The 22331-nt window shown below is 42.3% G+C and carries 14 protein-coding genes; 2 read left to right on the top strand and 12 right to left on the bottom strand.

Annotation, left to right across the window (positions count from 1 at the left end; translation table 11 throughout):
- Positions 1 to 17: 17 nt before the first annotated feature.
- Both FN124_RS01615 and FN124_RS01610 read right to left on the bottom strand, forming a co-directional pair.
- Positions 18 to 3095: a SusC/RagA family TonB-linked outer membrane protein gene (locus tag FN124_RS01615; RefSeq protein WP_142683052.1), complete on the bottom strand. Its 3078-nt coding sequence runs from the start codon at positions 3093 to 3095 to the stop codon at positions 18 to 20.
- Positions 3096 to 3365: 270 nt separating this feature from the next.
- Positions 3366 to 7439, bottom strand: a complete 4074-nt coding sequence (locus FN124_RS01610; RefSeq protein ID WP_142683051.1) for a hybrid sensor histidine kinase/response regulator — start codon at positions 7437 to 7439, stop codon at positions 3366 to 3368.
- A gap of 315 nt (positions 7440 to 7754) precedes the next feature.
- Between FN124_RS01610 and FN124_RS01605 the strand changes: the two genes are divergently transcribed.
- A complete protein-coding gene (locus FN124_RS01605; RefSeq protein ID WP_260607297.1) occupies positions 7755 to 8276 on the top strand; it encodes an NADPH-dependent F420 reductase in 522 nt (173 codons plus the stop codon).
- A gap of 579 nt (positions 8277 to 8855) precedes the next feature.
- The gene (locus tag FN124_RS01600) at positions 8856 to 9629 is read left to right on the top strand and encodes a hypothetical protein (protein ID WP_142683050.1); all 774 of its coding nucleotides are present in this window, start codon (positions 8856 to 8858) and stop codon (positions 9627 to 9629) included.
- A 278-nt stretch (positions 9630 to 9907) separates the two neighbouring features.
- Here FN124_RS01600 and FN124_RS01595 read toward each other — a convergent pair whose 3' ends face one another.
- From FN124_RS01595 to FN124_RS01550, 10 genes are all read right to left on the bottom strand, one after another.
- The gene (locus FN124_RS01595) at positions 9908 to 11029 is read right to left on the bottom strand and encodes a hypothetical protein (RefSeq protein ID WP_142683049.1); all 1122 of its coding nucleotides are present in this window, start codon (positions 11027 to 11029) and stop codon (positions 9908 to 9910) included.
- A gap of 29 nt (positions 11030 to 11058) precedes the next feature.
- Positions 11059 to 12783, bottom strand: a complete 1725-nt coding sequence (locus FN124_RS01590; RefSeq protein WP_142683048.1) for a galactosyltransferase-related protein — start codon at positions 12781 to 12783, stop codon at positions 11059 to 11061.
- Positions 12784 to 12818: 35 nt separating this feature from the next.
- Complete coding sequence (gene gwsS / locus FN124_RS01585) at positions 12819 to 13856, bottom strand: grasp-with-spasm system SPASM domain peptide maturase (RefSeq protein WP_142683047.1); 1038 nt, start codon at positions 13854 to 13856, stop codon at positions 12819 to 12821.
- Positions 13857 to 13861: 5 nt separating this feature from the next.
- Positions 13862 to 15139: a hypothetical protein gene (locus tag FN124_RS01580; protein WP_142683046.1), complete on the bottom strand. Its 1278-nt coding sequence runs from the start codon at positions 15137 to 15139 to the stop codon at positions 13862 to 13864.
- Positions 15140 to 15377: 238 nt separating this feature from the next.
- Positions 15378 to 16358 (bottom strand): grasp-with-spasm system ATP-grasp peptide maturase, encoded by a 981-nt coding sequence (gene gwsG, locus FN124_RS01575; RefSeq protein ID WP_142683045.1) that lies wholly within the window; start codon positions 16356 to 16358, stop codon positions 15378 to 15380.
- Between the two features lie 101 nt (positions 16359 to 16459).
- The gene (locus tag FN124_RS01570) at positions 16460 to 16699 is read right to left on the bottom strand and encodes a hypothetical protein (protein WP_142683044.1); all 240 of its coding nucleotides are present in this window, start codon (positions 16697 to 16699) and stop codon (positions 16460 to 16462) included.
- A gap of 116 nt (positions 16700 to 16815) precedes the next feature.
- Complete coding sequence (locus FN124_RS01565; RefSeq protein ID WP_142683043.1) at positions 16816 to 17169, bottom strand: hypothetical protein; 354 nt, start codon at positions 17167 to 17169, stop codon at positions 16816 to 16818.
- A gap of 32 nt (positions 17170 to 17201) precedes the next feature.
- A complete protein-coding gene (locus FN124_RS01560) occupies positions 17202 to 18488 on the bottom strand; it encodes an HlyD family secretion protein (protein ID WP_142683042.1) in 1287 nt (428 codons plus the stop codon).
- Positions 18489 to 18508: 20 nt separating this feature from the next.
- Complete coding sequence (locus tag FN124_RS01555) at positions 18509 to 20740, bottom strand: peptidase domain-containing ABC transporter (RefSeq protein ID WP_260607296.1); 2232 nt, start codon at positions 20738 to 20740, stop codon at positions 18509 to 18511.
- A 626-nt stretch (positions 20741 to 21366) separates the two neighbouring features.
- A complete protein-coding gene (locus tag FN124_RS01550; RefSeq protein ID WP_260607295.1) occupies positions 21367 to 22326 on the bottom strand; it encodes an ISAon1 family transposase in 960 nt (319 codons plus the stop codon).
- Between the last annotated feature and the right edge of the window lie 5 nt (positions 22327 to 22331).

Raw genomic sequence — 22331 nt, 5'->3', positions numbered from 1 at the left:
TTTAATAAATGGCATTCCTAGAAACCGAACTGCAAACCAAAAGTATAAGTGCGGGAAGGCGGGTAAGTACCCATGTCAATACCCACCGCCATATCCGCATAGTTGGCGAGGTTCTCGTTGGTATACAACTCAGGGTCCATGCCGCCGTATTTTGTAATGGTGAACAGGTTTTGTGCGCTCACATAAATACGCGCATTGGTAAAGCCGATGCGTTGCAACAGGGAAGGCGACAGCGTGTAGCCCAGCATCACGTTCTTAAGCCGCAGATAGCTGCCGTTTTCCACATAGCGGTCGGAAGTGCGACGGTTGTTGTTGGGGTCAAGGAAGGTGGCCCTGGGCGTTTTATTGCTGGTGCCTTCTCCATGCCAGCGTTCTTTATAGAAATCTTCTTTATTGTTAAATCCTCGTCCGTCGAAACTGCTGATGATGTTATCCACTTCATTATAGATCTGGTTGCCCTGTACGCCGTTAAAGAACAGTGTGAGGTCAAACTGTTTGTAATTCACGCCGGCATTCAGGCTATACAACAGCTTGGGATTGGGGTTACCGATAATAGTACGGTCTGCATCATCAATTTTCCCATCGTTATTATAATCTACAAAACGGATATCGCCGGGTTTGGCATTGGGCTGATACAGTTCACCTTTGCTGTTTGTATACTGCGCCACTTCCTGGTCGTTCTGGAATAAGCCATTTGTTTTGTAACCATAGAAAGAGCTGATAGGCTGGCCCTCCCGCAGGATCACGCGACCGGAACCGGCAGAAAAGATCTGTTCACGGCCTTTGTATAACGACACCACTTTATTACGCAGGGTAGTAACGTTGGCGGTTATATTAAAAGAAAGATCTTTCTGCAGGGTTTGTTTATAGGCAGCAGTAATTTCCAGTCCTTTATTACTCATTTTAGCGCCGTTTACATAAGGCGGAGTTGCATCGCCGTTGGTATAGGAAGAGGGTAGCTGTATGAGGATATCGGAAGATTGCTTGTTGAAGTAGTCTACACTGAGGGTGAGCGCGCCTTTCAGGAAACCTGCATCCACGCCAATGTTCGATTGTGTAGTGGTTTCCCATTTCACATCAGGATTGCCACGGCTGATCACCTGCAGAATATTATTGGTGGTAGAGTAAATGGTGGCAAATGGATAAAGGCCGATGTCCTGGTTGCCCAGCTGGCCCCAGCCTCCGCGGATTTTAAGGTCATTCAGCCAGGTCACATCTTTCATGAAATTTTCATGGGCAATGTTCCAGCCGGCGGAGAAAGAGGGAAAGTAACCCCAGCGGTTGTCGGCGCCAAAGCGGGAAGAGGCATCTGCCCGCATGTTGACATTGACCATATATTTGTTGTCATATGCGTAGGTAACCCTGCCAAAGTAAGACATCAGCGCCCATTCTTCGAGGTTACCGCTGTTAAACTGCTGACCGGAACCATAATCAAGGTAACGCAAACTGCCGGTGGCATCGGCGCGGTTATCGTACCCATTGCGGGATGCTGCGAGGTAATCTACCTTGGAAGAAATATATTCAGAACCCAGCGTTACACCCACATTATGTTTTTCATTGAACAGGTGATTATAACTGAGCACATTGGTCCAGTTATAGGTAGTATACCGGTTACGGAATTTATCCAGCCCTTTGTCCTTATCCTGCATCAGCGTACGGTCGCCGGGTATCTGACCGCTGTATTGCTGTTGTTCTGCAATATAGAAATCGGTGCCCAGATCCGTGCGCAGTTTAAAATCGTTCAGAAAGCGGGCTTCCGCAAACACATTTCCCAGCAGGCGGTATTTGCTCATGGTGCGGGTGCGGTAATCGGCAATGGCCAGTGGGTTTTTTCCATCACCATACAGTAATGCATTTTTATAGAGACCCGCCGGTGGGAGGTCGGTATAAAAACCGGTCTTATCATCGTAGAGCGGAATTGCATTAGGCCTGATCAGCGCATAGCGTACTACCCCCGGCAGGCTGCCAGGCCGTGCGCCATCGCCGGAGGCGCCTATTTCCTGGGTGCGGTCGTAGGTAAGGTTCATGTTTTCACCCACCCGCAGCCAGCTTTTTACTTCGCTGCTCACGTTAGAGCGGAGCCCGTACCGTTTGAAATTGGAGTTTATAATAGTACCGTCCTGGTTTACCACGTTGCCCGCCAGGTAATAGCGGGTTTTATCCGAGCCGCCAGAGAAAGCCAGGTTATAACGCTGGGTAAGCGCCTGCCGGAAAACGGCGTTCAGCCAGTTGGTGTTAGGCAGTTTGGATGGATCATCCTGGTTGCGGGTGGCAGAACCGTCGTTGGCAAAAGCCTCGTTCTGCAACTCTATAAACTGGCTGGTGCTGAGCATATCAGGCAACCCGCTGGCGTTGGCAATGCCATAGGCAATATCGAGATTGATCTCGTTTTTGCCGGCCTGCCCTGTTTTGGTGGTCACCAGTATCACACCGTTGGCGGCACGTGAGCCATAAATGGCGGCCGCTGCTGCATCTTTCAGTACTTCAATAGAGGCAATATCGTTGGGTGAAATGGTGTTCAGCCCGCTGTTCATAGGCACCCCGTCAATAATATAGAGCGGGTTGCTGCTTTGGCTGAGAGACCCGATACCCCTGATGCGTACTACCGCTTCCGTACCGGGAGCGCCGGTAGGAGAGGTCACGGAAACACCGGAGGCCTGTCCCTGCAGGGCGGTACTGAGATCTACTGCCTGTGTTTTAGCCAGGTTTTTTCCATCTATAGAGGAGATGGCGCCGGTAACCTGGCTTCGACGTTGGGTACCATAGCCTATTACCACCACATCTTTCAAAGCCACTTCATCTTTTTGCAGGGTCACATCCAGGACGCCGCTGCCGGGATACTGAACTGTTTTGGTAAGAAATCCCATAAAGGAAAATTGCAGTGTAGCAGGACCGCTGCCGCTGATGGTAATGGTGTAGTTGCCATCCACGCCGGAAACAGCGCCGTTTTTGGTATTGGGCTGTATCACGGTAACGCCGGGGAGGGCGCTGCCCTGTTCATCGCTTATACGGCCGCTTACTTTAACCTGGGCATAGGTTGCCCCGCCAAGCAGCAGCAGTATCACAGCTGACATTAATTGTGTCCAGTTTTTCATTCGTAAGAATTTAATGGTTCCATCCCCCTGGAAGAACCGGTTTTAAAAATGTTTTTAACGTTGGATTTGAATGGAATTTACAGGCTGTGCATCTCCTGTTTTTTTCATACGCCGGATAATTTTCTGATTGATCTGGATGAACTAAAGTTAGGAGTAAGGGGCGGAAAGCGACTGTACTATAGTTACAAATGACTGTACAATTGCGAAGATTTATGAGCGATATTTATTGATAATCAGCTGATTGATTGTTTACTTGTCATGTAAGCCCAACTATACCATGGTTTGTTGTTCGCGGTATTCATTAGGGGAGCAGTGATACATCTTTTTAAACTCACGGAAAAAATAGGACTGGTTATTAAACCCTGTTTTATAGAAAATTTCGGCTACGGTAAGCTGGGTTTTCACCAGGAGCCGGGCAGCTTGTTTTAACCGGATATAACGGATAAATTCTGCTGGTGTCATATTGGTGAGTGTTTTCAGTTTCCGGTATAACTGCATTTTACTGAGGAGCATATGTTTTTCCAATGCTTCGGCATTCAGTCCTTCCTCATCCATCCGGTCTTCTATCACCTGTACCAGTTCCTGCAGGAACTGTTTATCGGTATCCGGCATACCGGTTTCTTCCAGCTGCCCCAAAGGATGATCCCTTTTGAAAATTTCGTGCAGGCGTTGGCGGTATTCCAGCAGCTTACGTACCCTTACCTGCAGGTGATCTGCATAGAAGGGTTTTGGGAGATAGGCATCTGCGCCTGCTTCATAGCCTTCTGTTTGCTGATCGATGGTACCGCGGGCCGACAGGATAATAAAAGGAATATGACAGGTACCGGTGGCATTCTTTACTTTGTCGCAAAGCTCCAGGCCGTTCATATCGGGCATCATGATATCGCTGATGATCAGGTCGGGCAATGTTTGCCGGATCAGCTCCAGCGCTTCGTTGCCATTAGCAGCTTCATATATGATATACTGACCGGCCAGCAGGTCTTTTAACAGCTGGCGGATGGCGTATTCATCTTCCACCAACAAAATACTTTTTTTACCCGCCTCCTGTACGCTCCGGATCCTGGATAATTTATTGGGATCAATAACCGGCGTTGTTTGCGGTAACAGGTCGGCAGTAATGGATTGCAACAGGTAGGAAGGAACAGGATTGGCAGGCGCCTCCTGTTGCTGCAGGTAAGTGTTGCCCGTTTCTGAAAGCGGGAGCTGTACGTAAAAAGCTACGCCGTTATTTTCATTCACGGCACGGATGCTGCCATTGAGCAGGTGCACCATTTGCTGGGTGAAGGCCAGCCCTATGCCTGTTCCGAATTTTCCATGTGTGGCGGTACCGGTACTGAAAAAACGGGTAAACAGGTTATCCAGCTGCTCCGCCGGTATATGGCTACCGGAATTATACACATAGATGTCCAGGCAGTTATCCGTTTGTTTGGCGTGTAGCAGGATCGTTTCTTCCCGGTTGGTATATTTACAGGCATTGCTCAGCAGGTTAAACAGGATCTTTTCCAGCTTATCTTTATCCATGGCCGCAATCATTGCCGGTGCAATATTGGCTTCAAAGCGTAAGGCTTTTTGCTGGCACATAGGTTTAAACAAGGCTGCAATATTTCCCAGCAGCGCGGAGATATTAAGCGTAGAATAATAGTTTTTCAGGAAGCCGGCTTCAGCCCTGCGGAATTCGAGCAACTGCTGTACCAGGTAGGTAAGCCTGGAAGCATGCTGATGTACCAGGGCCTGGTGATAGGTGTCGCCCGGTTGTTCGCGGCTGCGTTCTGCTGCGCCAACGATCAGCGTCAGCGGTGTTTGCAGTTCGTGGGCGATGTTGGTAAAAAAGCGGAGTTGCTCTTCATGTACTTCTTCTTCTTTTTTACGCAGCATGTGCTCCATTTCCAGCTGATGCTTCATACTCAGTTTATTTTTCCGGTACAGCCAGAAAGCAGTGCCCGCGCTGCCCAGCAGCAACAGGTACAACAGGAATGCGGGCCAGGTAAGCCAGAAGTACTGTTGAACGGTAAGGGTAAACAGTACGCTGGGCGGGGTCCATACGCCTTCTCCGTTACTCCATTTCACTTTCAGCACATAGCGGCCCGGGGGTACGTTGCTATAAGCGATCCGGCCATTGCCGCCGGTGTACTGCCAGGTTTTATCATAGCCTTCCAGCAACCAGGCGTATTCGCATTTTTCTGCATGAAGAAAACTGACGGCTTTACCCTGTAGTTCAAAGAAGTTATCCCGTCTTGCCAGCGTATAGGCGGCGGCGTTATATTCTCCCGGTTGCAGTACTTCCAGGCCGTTCTCATTTGTTTTGCCCGCCAGCTGCAATCCTGATACCAGCAGGTTAGGATACACGTGGCGTTCCTGTATATTAGCCGGTATAAAATAATTGAAGCCATATACGCCGCCGAAGTAAAGCCGTCCTGCCGGATCTTTCCAAACTGCCCCATCACTGAACTCATTGCTTTGTAATCCATCGGCCTCCTGGAAATGTGATATTTCAGCGGTAGCGGGATTGATACGTGCCAGTCCTTTATTGGTACTTACCCAGATCAGTCCATCGTTGTCCTGCGTAATGGCATGAATGGTATTATTGGGCAGTCCGTTGCCGGTATTATAGCGTGCAAATCCCGGCCGCGGCTTGCCGATATCTGCTTCCGCAATACAGTTCAACCCGTAACTGGTACCTATCCATAACCGCTGCTTTGCATCGCGGTATAATGCCAGCACATCATTATGTGATAAGGCGCCTTCATAGCTGAAGGCCTTAAACACCTGGAACTTTTGCTGCGTTTTGTTGAACAGGTTAAGCCCACCGTAACGGCAGCCTATCCATAGGGAGTTAGCGGGACCGGGAGCCAGTGAATAGATGATATCGTTAGCAGGACCGCTGTCGCTGCCGTTGAAAGTATACTGATGAAATGCCGTTACGGCCATGGCGCCGCCTTGCCGCTGAATCCGCAGATGTACCAGTCCGTACCCGCTGGTGCCCAGCCATAGCGAGCTGTCGGTATCCGGTAGTATGGCATATACAGAGCCGAACACCGGCAATTTATTGCTGCCTTTTACCTGTGCCCAGTTGATGAAGCGTTTATGCAGCTGGTCATAAAGAGCAAGACCTTTGCCATCGGTACCTATAAAGATGATACTATCCATACCACGGCAAAGCGCAAAAACGGAATTATCGTCCAGTTCTGCCGAAAATAATTGCTGATGTGCAGGAGCCGGTTGCCTGGTGAAACCTGGGAAACAGATGATACCGCTACCTTTGGTGCCCACCCAAAGATCGTTGCCATTGGCGCAGAAGGCGCGTATAGGTTTATTAAAAGCAGCGCCGCCGGTATTCCTGTTTACGGTGCCAAAGTATCTTGTTTGCGGGTATATTTTGATGATACCGTTGCCATCTGTTCCGCACCACAACTCCTGTTCGTTACCGGCAGCCCATGATATGATCTTCATGTCCTGCAGCTGCCGTGTGGCTTCGGGCAACAGCTGTGTGGGCCGGAACTGCGCATCATACTCGCCAAAGCCTTGTGTGACCCAGGCCAGCAGGTAGTGCTGATTGTAGATGGTCATGGCGTTTACGGCATGCGGAAGCAGGGCCTGCAGTTGTGCCTGGTGTGTACCTCCGGATACGGCCATCAGCTCATGTGCGGTAGTGGTGAAAAAGATCCTGCCGTTAACAGAGAACAGGGCCTGTACATTGGTATAGCGCTGTAGTAACGGCCATTGCGCCTGCCAGTCCGCATATATTTCCAGGCTGCCATCGCCACGAAGCACCCACAGGTGGTTGGCGCTGTCGAATACTGCTTTGCTGATGCGGTTATTACCGGCAGGGAGGGGGCATACCACAAAGGAATCGGCAGCGGCGTTGTAGCGGGTAAGCCCTTCCTGGCGGCTCAGGCAATAAAGCTGTCCGGCGGTATCGGCAATCAGCCGGTATTCCTGTTCGCTGATGCGGCTGCGTTGTTGCCGGCCATAAAAGTAGTTATGGAATTTCCCGCTTTGTTTATCGTACCGGGATACCCCTTCAATAGTGCTGAGCCAGATACGCCGCTGGCCGTCTTCCGTTACCTGCAGCACTACATTGTTACCGATGCTGTGCAGCGGGTTGTCTTTACTGTAATTAAAAACATGAAAGGCGGTGCCATCGTACATATTCAGCCCATCCCAGGTAGCAGCCCACAGTAGCTTATCTGAATCCAGGAACAGGGAATTCACTGCGCTGTTGGAGAGGCCGTTTCGGTTATCAAGTTGCTGGATATAATAAGAAGCTGTATCACCGGCAAAAACAGCTGGCGCACAGGTTAACATACAGATCAGCAGGGAACAGATCAGAGACAATCGCTTCATAACGTGCCGGTTTACGGTGGCATTGCCGTTGCCATCCGTTAAGGTACTAAATTTCTGCTTGTGAAGGAGGGAAGGAATGCGTAAAGTTAGCAAGTACGGTATTTAGTTATCATCCTAAATTTGTATCTTTCTTTTACACAACAGACCGGCATTCCTCTATTATTAAAATTCCTCAAAAACAGTTTAACCATGAAATCGGTGTTATAGGTTCCGGTGATGTAGGCTAAACGCTGGGAACCGCATTTTTAACAGAAGGACACGATGTAATGCTGGATACCCGCGACCCCGAAAAAGATACCGTGAAGAAATGGAAAAGTGAAAATCCAAAAGGAGAAACCGGAACGTTTGATGTTACCGCCCGGTTTGGTGGAGCTACTGATCCTTTGTGTGGCGGGTGGTGTAGCGGAATCGGCAGTGCAACAGGCCGGTGTTGCCAACTTTGCAGGTAAAGTAGTGATTGATACCACCAACCCTATTGCCGGCCCGCCACCTGAAACCGGGGTGCTGCAATTTTTTACGGATCTGAACAATTCCCTGATGGAAAAAATCCAGAAGCTCATTCCGGATGCCAGCATAGTAAAGGCTTTTAACAGCGTAGGTAGCGCAGTGATGTATAAACCACAGCTAACCGGTGGAACGCTTACCATGTTTATTTGTGGCAATGATGCTGCGGCCAAAACAATGGTAACGGATATACTGACAAGTTTTGGATGGGAAACGGAAGATATGGGCGGAGCTTCGGCGGCCCGGGCTATAGAGCCGCTTTGTATATTTTGGTGCATACCTGTTTTTTTGCATAACAGGTGGGATCATGCGTTTAAGTTGCTGAAGCCGTAGGGTTGTTTTTAGCTGCTAAAATAAGGAGAGTGCATGAAAGCCGCTACGTTTACGGCTTTCTCATGCTCTGCATATGAAAGACCATTACTTGCCTTTCCATCTTTTCTTTAGCTTCAATGAATATTGATTATTAAACAGTTAATGCGGTTTAACATCGGATTAACTTATCGAATTCAACAAAAGGTTAATTTGGAAAGGTTTACCGGGTTGTTCAACCATTTATATTCTACCAACAGCGAAAATTGAGATAGGGAGACAGACTATCTTCTGAATTTGTTATTTTGTATCTGTATGTTCGGTATTATATAGTGATAGAATTAACGTAAGTAAATTTCGATACAGGATGAAAGATAAGATTGAAGTCCTCTTTGTGATATGAAGAAACTATTCAGATTTGTGCATTTGAGTTATCTGAAATTATTTCTAAATGGAGAATAGCTTAATTCTTTAATGTTAACGTAATACCCTAACCCAGAGGAGAGTTGTTCAAAAAAAACTACAATAAGAAGAAGCTGCTTTAATAACCGATTCGTTAAACGGCAAAAGGAAGTTGTAATTAATCTAATAAAGTCATAAAACATGGAAGGATTAACGCAAGTTATTTACTATTACAATGATTACCCAAACAACTACAGCGGCAACGGGGCCGATCATTACCAATTGCACATTTTTGCTGTACCACAGACAATATCTACGTATTATGACCCGAGCATAGTATCCCGCGCCCAGGTTCGAAAAATTGCTGAAGACTTATTAATTGCAGTGCGTGAGCGTTCTATCAGAGGAAACAAGGTGACGCTTTTTGAAAACAATGGGAAGTATTTACTGACTGAGCATGACAAGCTGGTGGACCCGGGTGAAATGTTACGGTTTAATGCGCGACATGCGCGATATGAAACGGACTTAGACTCAGATAATAGTGATCTGTTCGATTACATCGGTGACGTACGTGTTGATGAGCTCTTCAACAATGTTTTGAAATGCATTGGTGCGACTGATTTAATGTCCGTAATCGAGCCGCATATAGCATTCTTAAAACAAGAGCAAGAACGTATTGAAAGTTTTTATACGCAATTACGGTCGCAGAACGAGGCAGATCCTAAACTAAAGCTTGAAATTTACAGGATTGAAAAAAACTACAAGCCTGTAAAGATCAAAGAGGTACTATGCCATAATGAAGATGGAGCAATATGCCTGCCAGAGCACCGTGCTTATTGGGCGGCAGACAACCGCGTTACCTATCTTTTACGCGATATTGAAAAAGACCAGATTATCTATGGTAGCCTTGCAGATAGTGTAGAACGCCTTATGCATGAAAAGTGGTTAAAAAAACATCCCAACTTTTCAACTTGATCCAGATTCTGGGCAATAGAAGTTGATATACGTGTCGCACGCGGATCTCCCCCAAAATAAAAAGAGGACAAACCTAAGCTTGTCCTCTCTCGTGCCCAGAACTATAATCCAACCAAGTCTGGCTATCAATATGTTATAGACTTTAAGTGTCAATTGGGTGTCGTAATTTTTAAAACCTATGTTAGAATGTGCTTTTCACACGCTTTTTAATGCTTTTTCACCTGTCAATCGTAAATATAATGTATTATCTTCAAGTGTTTTGGGGTTTATAAGGCAAGCTAATTTTTCAAAAAAACTAGCAACTCTTCCATATAAAATGTTGGTTCCTGACCATCCAACAGGAACATCATACTTGCTCCCGATAACCCTTCCCGCAATCCCAAATTAGGCAATCCCTCCTTAGCATTCAGGCTCCCAGGTTTATTTTGTTGAATTGACTTAAAGAGCGTTAATACTAGCCTCTGTATTTCATTCGTGAAGATATCTTTATGATTACATTGTCGCAGACAAGATATCATGCTCACCAGGTTACCGATAAAGTAGGTCGGTTTCATGGAGTAAATGCCACTACCTTCTCTATACTTCAAAAGGGAAATATACTCACTTGAAAGCACAGATTTTATTATAGGCCCAATACTCAAGATGCCAAGCATTGTTTCGGCCAATGAGTTATAAATATAATAATCATCATGGGCTTTGATATGAAAGTGTTGATTCTGCAGCACAAGTATTTCCAAATCTGCGTATAATTCGAATAAGACATTACTAATAAACTGCCGACCTATCTCGAGTTGATATATTTTCGATAATACAATACAAATACAATTGATTGTTCCAATCAGGTGATGTAACTCTACAATTGATGATATATCGGTTTTCTCCCAAACATCAAACACTCTTCTCTTTATTGCGGGTGTGTATAGATGTCTTATATCATCTATTATATGTATAAGCGCCTCCTCTATTTTAACTTTATGATGATTACTTTTTACCTGTAAATGTCTCGAATGAAAATATAACGCTATTTTTAGTAAATATCCATCCCCTAATTGTTTAAAAGAAGAGTAAACACATTTATTATACATGGCGGTATCAATGCTTTGAAGTACCTCGTCCGCATCAATATCAATGAGATCTTCTTTAAGTAAAAGAAGAAACAACCAGCCAATATCCGGCAGTTGTTCATCCTGCATTTTCTTGCTGGGGTCAGATAAACGTGTATGTATATTATCTAATATTTCAAAAGCTTCATTATAATAATATTCATCCTTTAGCAATTTACTATATTGAAAAAGGAATAATGACATACCAGCTAAACCTCTGGATATACTCAATTCTGCAGTAGCCGCTTTTCTTTCAATAAGGGTATCTGCAATTTTTCTCAATATTTCGTTAGTCATGACGTTTTTTTTTCGACGAGATCTTATGCCTACATCTGGGTCCATGTCCAGTTGCCAACTTCCTTGCTCAGCTCCTCTGTAGACATCTTACAAATACGTATATATTCTTTCATCAATGCCTCATAATCATCACTGGATGTGTAAGATGAATTATGAACTCTTCGATGAAACAGATGATACAGCGGTCCTTCCACTCTGTGGTTACTATAGCCTAAAATCTCCATTCTTTTAGCCCGTTCTATATCGTCCGGTCCCCATTTATATATCATTTCGTTTTCCATTCCACATTTTATAAATATGCTTCTGTCAATGAATACTGCACCTCCATACGCTTTTGATGTATCAGCCGAAACAGATGGCTTAAACATCCGTGCATCCAGCTTTGAATGGAATCTTTTCTTTAAATCGGCGTCCCAGATCGATACTACCCTGCCATCGTAAGGATATGCAATACTGCACTGCCCAATTCTGATGCTGTTAACAGCTTCCACCACTTGTGGAGGATTAATAATAACATCCACATCATAGATGGCTATAATTCCTGTATCAGCTTTATGGATCATATAGTTATGATGTTTCGCCCGATGGAGGTAGATGTCGTCATCGTAAATGAATAACTTCTTCACATTTGGCGGCAGTGGCAGATCAGCCAGTGCTGATATTGTGTCTGCTTCCAATAAAAGAATATTGGTCTTAAAATGTTTATGTAAAAAGTTGGTGGTAATAGAGATATTTTCCGTTCTGTCCGGAGAGTCAATGCGGGCGAGCATCAAAAACGTAACATCTGTCAAATCGTATTTTTCGGAATCCTGGTATGCTCTGATTGCTTCCACATATTTAATAGTGCATTTTTCAGATGTAACATGTGTCAAAGGCACATCATATGGTGTTGTATTATAAAATCCTCCCTTATAGAAATAGGTATCGCTCATTGATTCTGTTACACCTGAGTTGTGAAGTATTTTGGTTTCGTTCCATCTTTCAAGTGGGTCAGTTGGCCAGCAAAAATCAAGTTCCCCGCTTATCTCCACATTAAAGCCGAAATGTAATCCATTCCACAAAATCGCCCACATATCTGCGCACCAATCCTGTATAGGACGGTATGATGATTTGTCTATACCTATATTATGACAATAAATGTCTTCATACCTTTCCTTGTTATCTATCAGGTGCTTAAACAGTTTTTCACAGTCACTTTCCACTTTATTCCAAAACTGATAATTCACCCGCTTCAATACATATTGGGCGCCACCGGCTTTCTTACTATTACTTGAAATAAGGCCCCTATTCATATTCAGCACCTCGCACATTTCCTGGAAAACAATATCCCCAATTCCTTTAATATATTCCACTGACAGATAGCTAGATGTATCTGAAACATACCATGTATTACCATCGCATAATTCTTTCCAGTCCGGTAATTTACGGAAGATAATATCTGAATCGTGGTAAAATATATTGGCGTCATTAAGAAAAGGACAAGCCCCAAAATGTTTCTTTATAATATGCGGCCTCATTGACGGAATATAGTTCCTGTCTACTCTTGTATCTTCATAAAAAAAGAACTGGGCTTTATTTTGATGATCAATGGCAAACTGTTTGAATATGGGACTTATTCCTTTATAACTGTTATAGGATATAAGTACATGTATATTCTCCGCTGGAATTTTATGCTGGTGAAAATTAAATAGCTGAACTTCTAGTTGCCATTTAAAATATAGCTCATCTGGTTGTGCTGATATATAATAAATCATCTGAGTGGTTATTATAGGAAAAACGACTGCTTAATTCAATGCTCAGTATTCCATTTACAGGTATATGGATCATAATTACATTTCTCTTCATAGACCCACTTATTTTCAGAATTTAAAATAGGTATTCTGGAATCCATACACATATACCGATACTCACAGTCTCTACAGATTTCGATTTTGTCCTTGGACAAGCCCCATAATTCAGTAAAAATTTCATTGTTGTGTATATTACTCAGATCTGTTTCCAGTATATTTCCAAAAGAGCGAAAACTATTGGTGCCATTTTTTATCATTCCATTCTTTAAGATGGCTATTTTACCATTGAAAAAGGAATTATGATGGAGAGATTCAGTATAAAATTCCCTATTAATATAGAAGTTCCTGGAGAGGACACTATGATTATTAACAATTTCATCATAACTTCTGGTTGTCCTTTTCAGTCCTATATATTGAGATTCGGAATTATTAACTACTTCATCTTTCGGGGCTTGATATTGTGTAATAGAAAACAGTATCGGATGGATATTTTTTAATGCAACCATGAAATCGGCTTCTTGCCCCTCTTTGTATTGAATCAGCAAGTCCATATGCCGGAAGCACATCCCATTAAAAATGCCGCATAATTCCTTATAAAATTCCAGATCGTATGCCTCAGTAAATCTGATCTCTACAGCAGGGCAATTTACCTTATCGATTCTTGCTAAAACATCCTTCAGACTGAAAGGAGAATCTGATGAATATTCAATAATCGCAGTCGACAAGTGATATGGATAATGCCATTCTGTAGACATAGGGTCAAAGAATTCTATCTCCTTCTCATCAATAGGTATCAGATAATCCATTTCAATGAGGTTAACTATGAACGGTTGATAGAAGTCGAGATCCTCTTCCGGCAGGTGACTAAATAACTCTTCAAAGTTCCCGGAGCCACATTGTTTCAGAGCAGCAGAGAGCTCCAATGGAATAATATCATAATTGTTTCGGTGAAGATCATATATCAGTGATCTTTCTGCACCATCCACAATAAAACAATTGGTTGGAAATAAGTAGTGCGTTTTTCCTTCAAATCTCATAATAACTATTTTATACCTTCCGCTTGAAATGATTGTATTTTTCCTGTTTTATTCTTCTTTAAAATGGTGTATGATCCTTTATATAATAGCAAGGGTGCATTGAAAGTCTTGTTTTTAATATAGAGTACATCTACGGCAATGGCTTTGTTCTTTTCTTTCTCCAGTTCACTTGTATAATAGGCGCTAAACATACAGGGACAATCTTCTAATTGATCTGCCTTGATGTTATATACGATCCTTTTTTCGACATCTCTGAAAAGGAAATCAGGTCGCAGCATGGAATCTGTAATGACCGCATTAAAAATAGTATAGTCTACTTGGGCTCCATTGTAGTAATGGAATATTTTTTTGGTGTCTCTATTTTTTAAAATATACGCGAATGATCTTCGGATCGTATCATTTGTTAACGTGTCGATGATCGCCTTTCTTATGGAAAGTGCGACCTGATCAATGGTAAGGAGGTCCTCATTTCCCAAAAGTTCTTTTAACTTTGCTCCCATCATGGGACCATCTTCTGCCAGGTGCCCATTGCCTACATGGATAATGAATTTCGATGAGGGGTTTTGTTTTATGACATTATAGATATTTGCAGCCTGACCATCTTCTCTAACAGTGGTCATTATATATTCAACCGGCCCGTTTTTATCGAATCTGATGATGGCCGAATCCTTTGGCTCGTAGCCAATATATTTCATCGACCCAAAAGTATCCAACCTGATACTGTCGTCCCATTCCTTTTTTTCAGAATAAAATTCGTAGGCACTGACTTTATATCCAATACGCTTTGCATATCTGATCATTGATGCGTAAACAGGTTCGCTTAGATAGTACCCGTCTTCATTAATGGGATAACCTCTTTGATCGAGACCACTATGAAATTTAATTCCTTCAGCCATAAACACATTATACCCCTGGTCAAACAAATCTTTTAGCAAAGATTTTGTAAACAACCTATGTTCAGGATGATTATGTGATTCATTTATCAATAGTATCCGGTACTTCTTTGCCTCCCTTAAGATAAATTCTCTGGCCGCTATCACCTCATCGTTTTTCAGGGTTATATACTGTGGAGACGGGAGCCCCAAAAGGCTATCTTCATATTTCAAGCCTTCCCGAAAATATCCGGAGACCGATAGTGCATTCATATTCGCGTTAATATGGCCATAAGCGGAACCATTCCTGAATATGATTTTTTCCGGAAAATCGTAAGCGGGGTTACCAGTTGGAGAATTGTCATGTACCTGCCACATAACAAGCAGAAAAAATAGGACAGCCAGCTTCATAGAATGAGTTTTAGGAATGTATATTAGAACATGGTTTCCAATGACCTACATGTATTAATTGGTTGGTCTGGTATAAGTCACTTTTGTAAAATCTCAATTGTAATAGGATGTTTCCAATGGATCTGTCTTCTTTATACTGATATTCTTCCTTTACTTCCTCATTTGCATTGATGATATATTGTACGGGCAGATGACTATTGGATTCATAGATGTCTGTCATTTTTATTTTTTTAAAAAATTAGCAGTATGATACAAGTTTCTCGGCAATTAATTTTTCCAGTTGATAATTACAAGATTCAGATACAAATCCGAATTGACCTACTGGGTTAACTTCCAAGAATACATATTTATTGTCCTTGGTTTTAACGAAATCGAGGGACCCAGTGTTCAATCCTGTCATTTTCATCAGTTTGATGATTTGTTTCTCCAGGTAATCGGGGATAGAACAACTCATCATTCTGTTTGGTTTTACATGGTTATATTTTCTGAAATCAATGGCTGTTTGCTCATCCCGCTGGGAGAATATTGCCATCGGATAGCACTTTCCATCAAGATAAAATATACGAAGCTCATATTTCTTATCTAGTTTTTCCTGAAGAAGGGATGGGAACAGTCTCTCCTGGGCGATCTTCTTTGTTTGTTCATGAAATACTTCTGTCGTATATCCCTTAAGTATTACGTTTCCGTTTGAATCGTGAATGAATGGGGATTGCTGGATTGATTTTGTTATCAGCTCATTATTCTCAGTTAGCTGTTGTACATGGGACGTCTTGGTGCTGACATAGGTTTGTGGAATATGCAGCCCCACTTGCCTTGCATAACTTAATAGCGTCAGCTTATTGACATCCTGAAGGAAAGTATGCCCTATAATACGTTTAGAGATTAGATAGTTTTCAATAAATCCGTAAACAGTTCTTATTTGGGACTGCAGGTTTTGGGTAACCTCCTCTTTTTTTGAAATACGCGAAACATCCGATAAGCTGAGACCTTTAAACCGGATATCCCCATGCCAAACCCAAACAGCATTTATGCTATATAAATCAATATCAACATTTCCCTTCTTTATTCTAACAGAGAATGAATGATCTGAGATTTCAATGTCCAATAGTTCATAGAGATTGTCGGCATCTGAGAACCTAATGTACGGTTGTTTGTAATAGTTTAACCAATCCATTACTTTGTTAACAGTATGTCCAACACGGGAAATAATTAGGATCATCAGATTAGATTGAATCTTATATTATATACCGGCACCTGTTATAGGTGCCGGCATCATCTAAAAATTAGTTGGAAATCTATTCCTTTTTGGCAGGAATATGCTTATGGTAAAATAGCCGGAGGACCTGGAACGGTGGTAGTTTCGTCAGCTGTGCCGCCAGCATCATCAGCAGATCCATTCTGGTTTGATCCACGGTCACTATTTGCTGTATTGGTATCTGAACTGTAGGTACAGTTATTAATCTGAGTACCAATTCCACCCAGAATTCTGTTGGAATTGTTTATTTCCATTTTCTTGAAATAGTCGTAGTCAAATTGCTTAACGCTTATTTTCTTTTTCATGGTTTGAAAATTGTTAAAAATGATCTTACTCTTGTTACTTCGCGTAACCGGTTTTCAGAGACCCGTTTAATTAGTGTATTTCGGGAAGCGCTTCCTGTATACAAAATAACTCCTTGTCAGGCCATTATAATTGGCCTTTGATTAATTTCATATAGTTGGAAGGGATATAACTCATGATCATTTCTTAACTGCCTATTTTGGCCTCCTTTATACTGCGTCATATCTACACTTTCATGTTCCTTGGCAAATAGATTCTCCACCATTTTCCCATTTTCTTCATAATAGTATGTTTGTCGTTTCTTGCAAAAATTAATGGGAAATCCAAGTTCTTTCATTTCTTTCAGGTATTCTTTCAACATACTTTTGCTCATATTGGCTTTTCTTGCAAAATCTGTCTGATTGCCGGTTGATTTCCTCCGAATAAGTATGTCGATGAACTGGATTTTTTTAAAATAACGGATAATGGACATGTTTGCGAATTATTAAATGGGTTTACTAATCACTATCTTTTCCGGTTCCACATATATCTCAAAGTATACAATAGCTTGTTCAACAGCCTGGACTTGTCTGTAATGATATCGGCATCAGCAGTCATTGAATTCTTAAACTCCAGTTTGCGGCCGTAATCCGTTAACATACCGTCGTCGAGTATTACTTTTGTGATGTATTGTTTTTCTTTATTTGGAACATTCGAAATAAAACTGATGTGGCCCGTTAGTCTGCCGAATTCCTGAGCAGGATACCCCGACAGTTTTATCATCACTTTTTGCCCTGTTTTAACTTTCCCAAAACTCTCCTGCGACAGCGACAGTTCACCATAGTATTCGCTATTGTCAGGTACTATATAACACAATTCCTGCCCGGACTTCACATCCTGACTATTCTGCAGCAGGCCCGGAAATGTAAGCACTCCACTTTCCGGTGCAGTAAGTAGGTACTGCATTTTCCACTTAGTGATTTCATTTATGAAGGCGCTTAACGCCTGCAGAAAAATCTTTTCTTGCTGATTGATTTGCTGGTCCAGTAGTAAAAGCTCCTCCTGTTTGGCTGTAATAGCGGATTCTTGACGGATAATATCCGTTTTAATGGTTTCCAGGGGAAGTTGTTTACTAAGCAGCTTACTTTCCTCCTGCCTGTATTCCAACAGCGGAATTACTTTTTCTTTGTATAATTGCTCTTTGACAGCAAATTCCTGTCGGGCGATCAATAAATCCTTTTCAAATATGGATTGTTGTATATGAAGCCCTTTGTTTAACAGGATGTTATTCTCAATGTCTACCGAAAGCATTATCTTTTTCTGCCTGTAAAATCCTTTCTCAAGATAAGACTGCAGTTGTATATATGACATCATGAATACCTGAAAGGAAGTCTGCATCTCCCCCAATTGAGTATAGCTATCAGTTTTCAGGCCACTCAATACTTCCCAATGTCCCATATTTATATTTTCCAGTACAGTACCGAGTTCCGATGATAGCTTTATTACTTGTGCATGATCAGCTGTACTTTCCATATAGGCTATAATTGTCCCTTTATGAACGAACGTCTTTTCCTTAACCAGCAGCTGTAGTACTTTTCCATCAATTTTTGCAACAATGGATTTTGGCGCATTGTTAGCCATTATAGTTACTTTACTGCTTACAATGTCGGCATATTGTACCCAGTAGGCAACTGCCACAATAGAGATTATAATCAGGGGGAAAATAATAACGCTCCATTTGACAATTCCCCGTGGCTCCTGCCCCAGTACCTCGTGTAATTCCTCGCTATTGATAGAAAGTGTTTCCGGCATCGTGCAAAGTGTCTCTAATGTTACGAATGACTTATTTCCAGTTGGTTTTTGACTAGGTTAAAATAATTGCCTGCGGCTGAAATCAGTTCCTGATGAGTACCTGATTCAATTACTCTTCCCTTCTCCAGCACGATAATCTGATCTGCATGGCGCACTGTACTTAACCGGTGAGCTATCAGCACTACGGTTTTTCCCTTGAAGAAAGTATCCAGGTTCTGTATGATCAATTTTTCGTTAATGGCATCGAGGGCATTGGTCGCTTCATCAAAGAAAATATACTCAGGATCTTTATATACTGCTCTTGCAATCAGGATCCGCTGACGTTGTCCCTGACTGATGCCGTTTCCCTCTGCTCCAATTTTGCTATTGTATCCCATAGGGAGTGAGTCTACAAACTCCTGTAAATTCGCGACATGAATAGCATGTTCCAGCTTCCTGAGATCCGGGTATTCATCTTTAACTGTGATATTGTTGGCAATAGTATCTGAGAAAATAAATCCATCCTGAAGCACAGTTCCACATCTGCTGCGCCAAAAGCGATGGCTGATGTTTTCAAATCGTGTATGGTGAATCAAAATCTCACCTTTTCCGGGATCATAAAACTTGAGTAATAACTTTATTAAAGTGGTTTTCCCGCTTCCACTCAAACCTACAATTGCAGTGGTTTTACCATGTGGAATATGAATGTTAATATTTTCCAGCACCCAGTTATTATCATGTCCAGGATATTTATAACTAAGATCTCGCAGCGTGATTGATTTGTCGATGGGCAACTGATTAGTAAGGGGCTTGTCGGGAGCTTCTTCCTCCGGAGTATTGTGTATTTCATTAATCCGCTCCAAACTGATGTGCGCATCCTGATATGATTGTATGAATTGGATAAATTGTTGGACGGGGCCATTTAACTGGCCAATAATGTATTGTACGGCCATCATACCTCCCAGTGTCAGATGTCCATCAATAACAGCTTTTGCGGAGAAGAATGTGATGAAAATATTTTTGACCTGGTTAATAAAGAAGGCGCCTCCTTGTTGAACTTGTCCGAGGGAAAGAGAGCGCATATTTAATCGAAACAATTTTGCCTGAATCCGTTCCCATTCCCATCTTTTCTGCTGCTCACAATCATTCATTTTAATTTCCTGCATTCCCTGAATCAGCTGAATAACCGTACTCTGATTCTTAGCTCCTACATCAAATCTTTTAAAGTCGAGCTTACGACGTAGGTTAAGAAAACTGTATATCCACGCAAAGTACAGGAGGCTTCCGCCAGCAAAAATGAAGAACAGCTTTGCATCATAGATGATAATCATAAAAGCAAATACAATGAAGTTGAACGCCGAAAAGATCATCCCCATAGCATTCCCTGTCAGAAAGGATTCTATGCGGCTATGGTCCCCCATTCGTTGCATAATGTCTCCCATCATTTTGACATCGAAATAAGCCAACGGCAACTTCATCAACTTTACAAGAAAATCTGATACCAGTGAGATATTTATTCTCGAGCTTATATGCAGCATGATCCAGCCACGGATGAAATCAACCACGGTACTACCAGTATAGAGCATTAACTGGCCAATTAAAAGCAGATAAATGAGCTGTATATCTTTTGTTCCAATGCCTATGTCCACGACAGCTTGTGTAAAAAAAGGAAAAAGCAGTTGAAGCAGGTTTGCTACGAGCAAGCTTAATAACAATCGTATAAAGAGCCGCTTGTATCTTAAAAAGTGAACACCAATGTTTTGAATATTTAATTTATTGTTTTTATCGTTATTCAATTCACTATTGAAGAAACGAAAAGTTGGTTCCGTTAATAAAACAATGCCCACGGGCTTGCCCTCTTGTTCCTCAATAGCCCAGCCATTGATAAAATCTGATCTGTCATATTTTATTTTACCCTTTGCCGGATCTGCCACCCATACATTTCCTTTGCTTATTTTGTGAATAACCACAAAATGATTCTGTTGCCAGTGCACAATACATGGTAGTACCTGTTCTTTTTGCAATACATCTAGATTCGTTTTTATCGAAACAGTTCTAAATCCTATTTGGGTGGCAGCTTCACTGATACCACGAAGCGAAACACCATCCCTGTTTATCTGACACTTATCTCTTAGCTGTTGAAGCGAGAACATCCTACCATAAAACTTTGCTATCATACGAACACAGGTAGGGCCGCAGTCCATAGCATCAAACTGCTTATAGAAAGGAAAGGACATAGTTATATACGGATTAAATATGGGATGAACATTCATTTATGCCGGTTAATGACCAAACTCTTAACGAACGCTTAGGTTAACTTGTCGAGGTTGATGTCTAGGTTATAATCTTTTTCTTTGAAGTTGTTTTTATGATTGTTAATAAATGGATTTCAACGGAAAAAATTGTTTTTAAAATTTAGATTTGGTTTTGTCTTCGACGGGTTCACTATAGTTACATTGTTCACAACTATAAAAGGCGCTCATATGCAACAAATATAACGGTGTTTTTCATTTTTTCAATATGTTTAACTTTTTTTTATACTTTTCTACCTGTATTAGTCTCAAAGCTTTTTTATACCTCTTTGCCAAACATAGAAACACATGAACGCAGGAAGGTCGGGCTGGTAGTTGTTTATGGCGAACAGCTAAGGTGAGTGCAACGCCTCCATCCATGTAGCCCGTGTGAATAAGAATTGGAAGCAATTGGCAAAATGATGGGAAAGCGAGCGAAAATAAAGAAAATTTTTTCGTACACAACAGCTTTATTGTCATTCTGCCAAAATGCAGGACTGGCTGTCTGCTCAGGAAAGAAAAGATAATTTTTTGTGTGTCATGTCGGGTGTCAATTTCGTGTCGCAAATAGTGGATCAAGTTGAAAAGTTGGGGGATGTCCATAAATTTTAGGCATAAAGTTTAGTCAATCTATAAAGAAAGAATTCTACATCCCGCACCCCTCGCAGTGCATTTCTAAAGGACTTTACTTTTGCATTGAATGATTCTGCAGCCGCATTGGTGGCTCTGTTGTTGAAGAAGTTGAGGATACCCAGATAATGAGTTCTGATAGTCCTGGCAACGGTCTTGAAGGATAAAATCCCCGCTTCCTCCACGTCATTATACCACAAAGCCAGCTTCTTAAATGCTTCTTCTTTACACTTACAATGTCTGTAAACCTCACCGAGTCGCAGGGATAGCTGGTAGGATTTATGAATAAGGGGGTAATGACTAAATAAAAGTTCCGCTCTCTGCTGCTGCTCTCTGGTCCATAGTCTGGGATGCTTAAATAGCAAGTATCGGCTTCTGGCCAGCAGCTGTTTAGCTGTATCGCCGTTAGCGAGCCTGACTGGCTCATACTTCATTGCGGCTCGTTTTGCCTGCTCGTATTCCAGATTCTCCTGTTCCAGGGCTTCCCAGCGATGCTTTATTCTGATTTCCTGTACCGCATCAAAAGCCAGGTGTTGCACATGGAAGCGATCTATCACCCGATGGGCGTTAGGGAAACAGGCTTTAACAGCGCTATTAAGGCTACCAGACATATCGATGGTAACTTCCTGTACTCTTCCACGCAGGCGTTTAGGGATCTTAAACAGTATTTCTTTCAGAAATTCAGACTGAGTGCCCTTGATCATAGCCACTATTGAGCCTTTGCGCCCTTTGGCCAGCTTATTAGTGACAATTGTATACAGTTCTCCACTGGAAAAGGCTGTCTCGTCTATACTTAAAGCGGCACCAATGTTTTGTTCAAAAAGCATCCATTCAGTAGCATGTTCTTTTTGATCCCAGGTACCAAAATCACTGAGATGATGCTTGTATTGCTGGCCTAACTGTTTACCGTCTATCTGAAAGAAATGGCCCAATTGCACAGGGC

The sequence above is a fragment of the Chitinophaga polysaccharea genome (assembly GCF_902150045.1).
Taxonomy (GTDB): domain Bacteria; phylum Bacteroidota; class Bacteroidia; order Chitinophagales; family Chitinophagaceae; genus Chitinophaga; species Chitinophaga polysaccharea_A.
The sequence above is the reverse complement of the archived record's forward strand: the minus strand, read 5'-3'. Positions and strand labels throughout refer to the sequence as shown.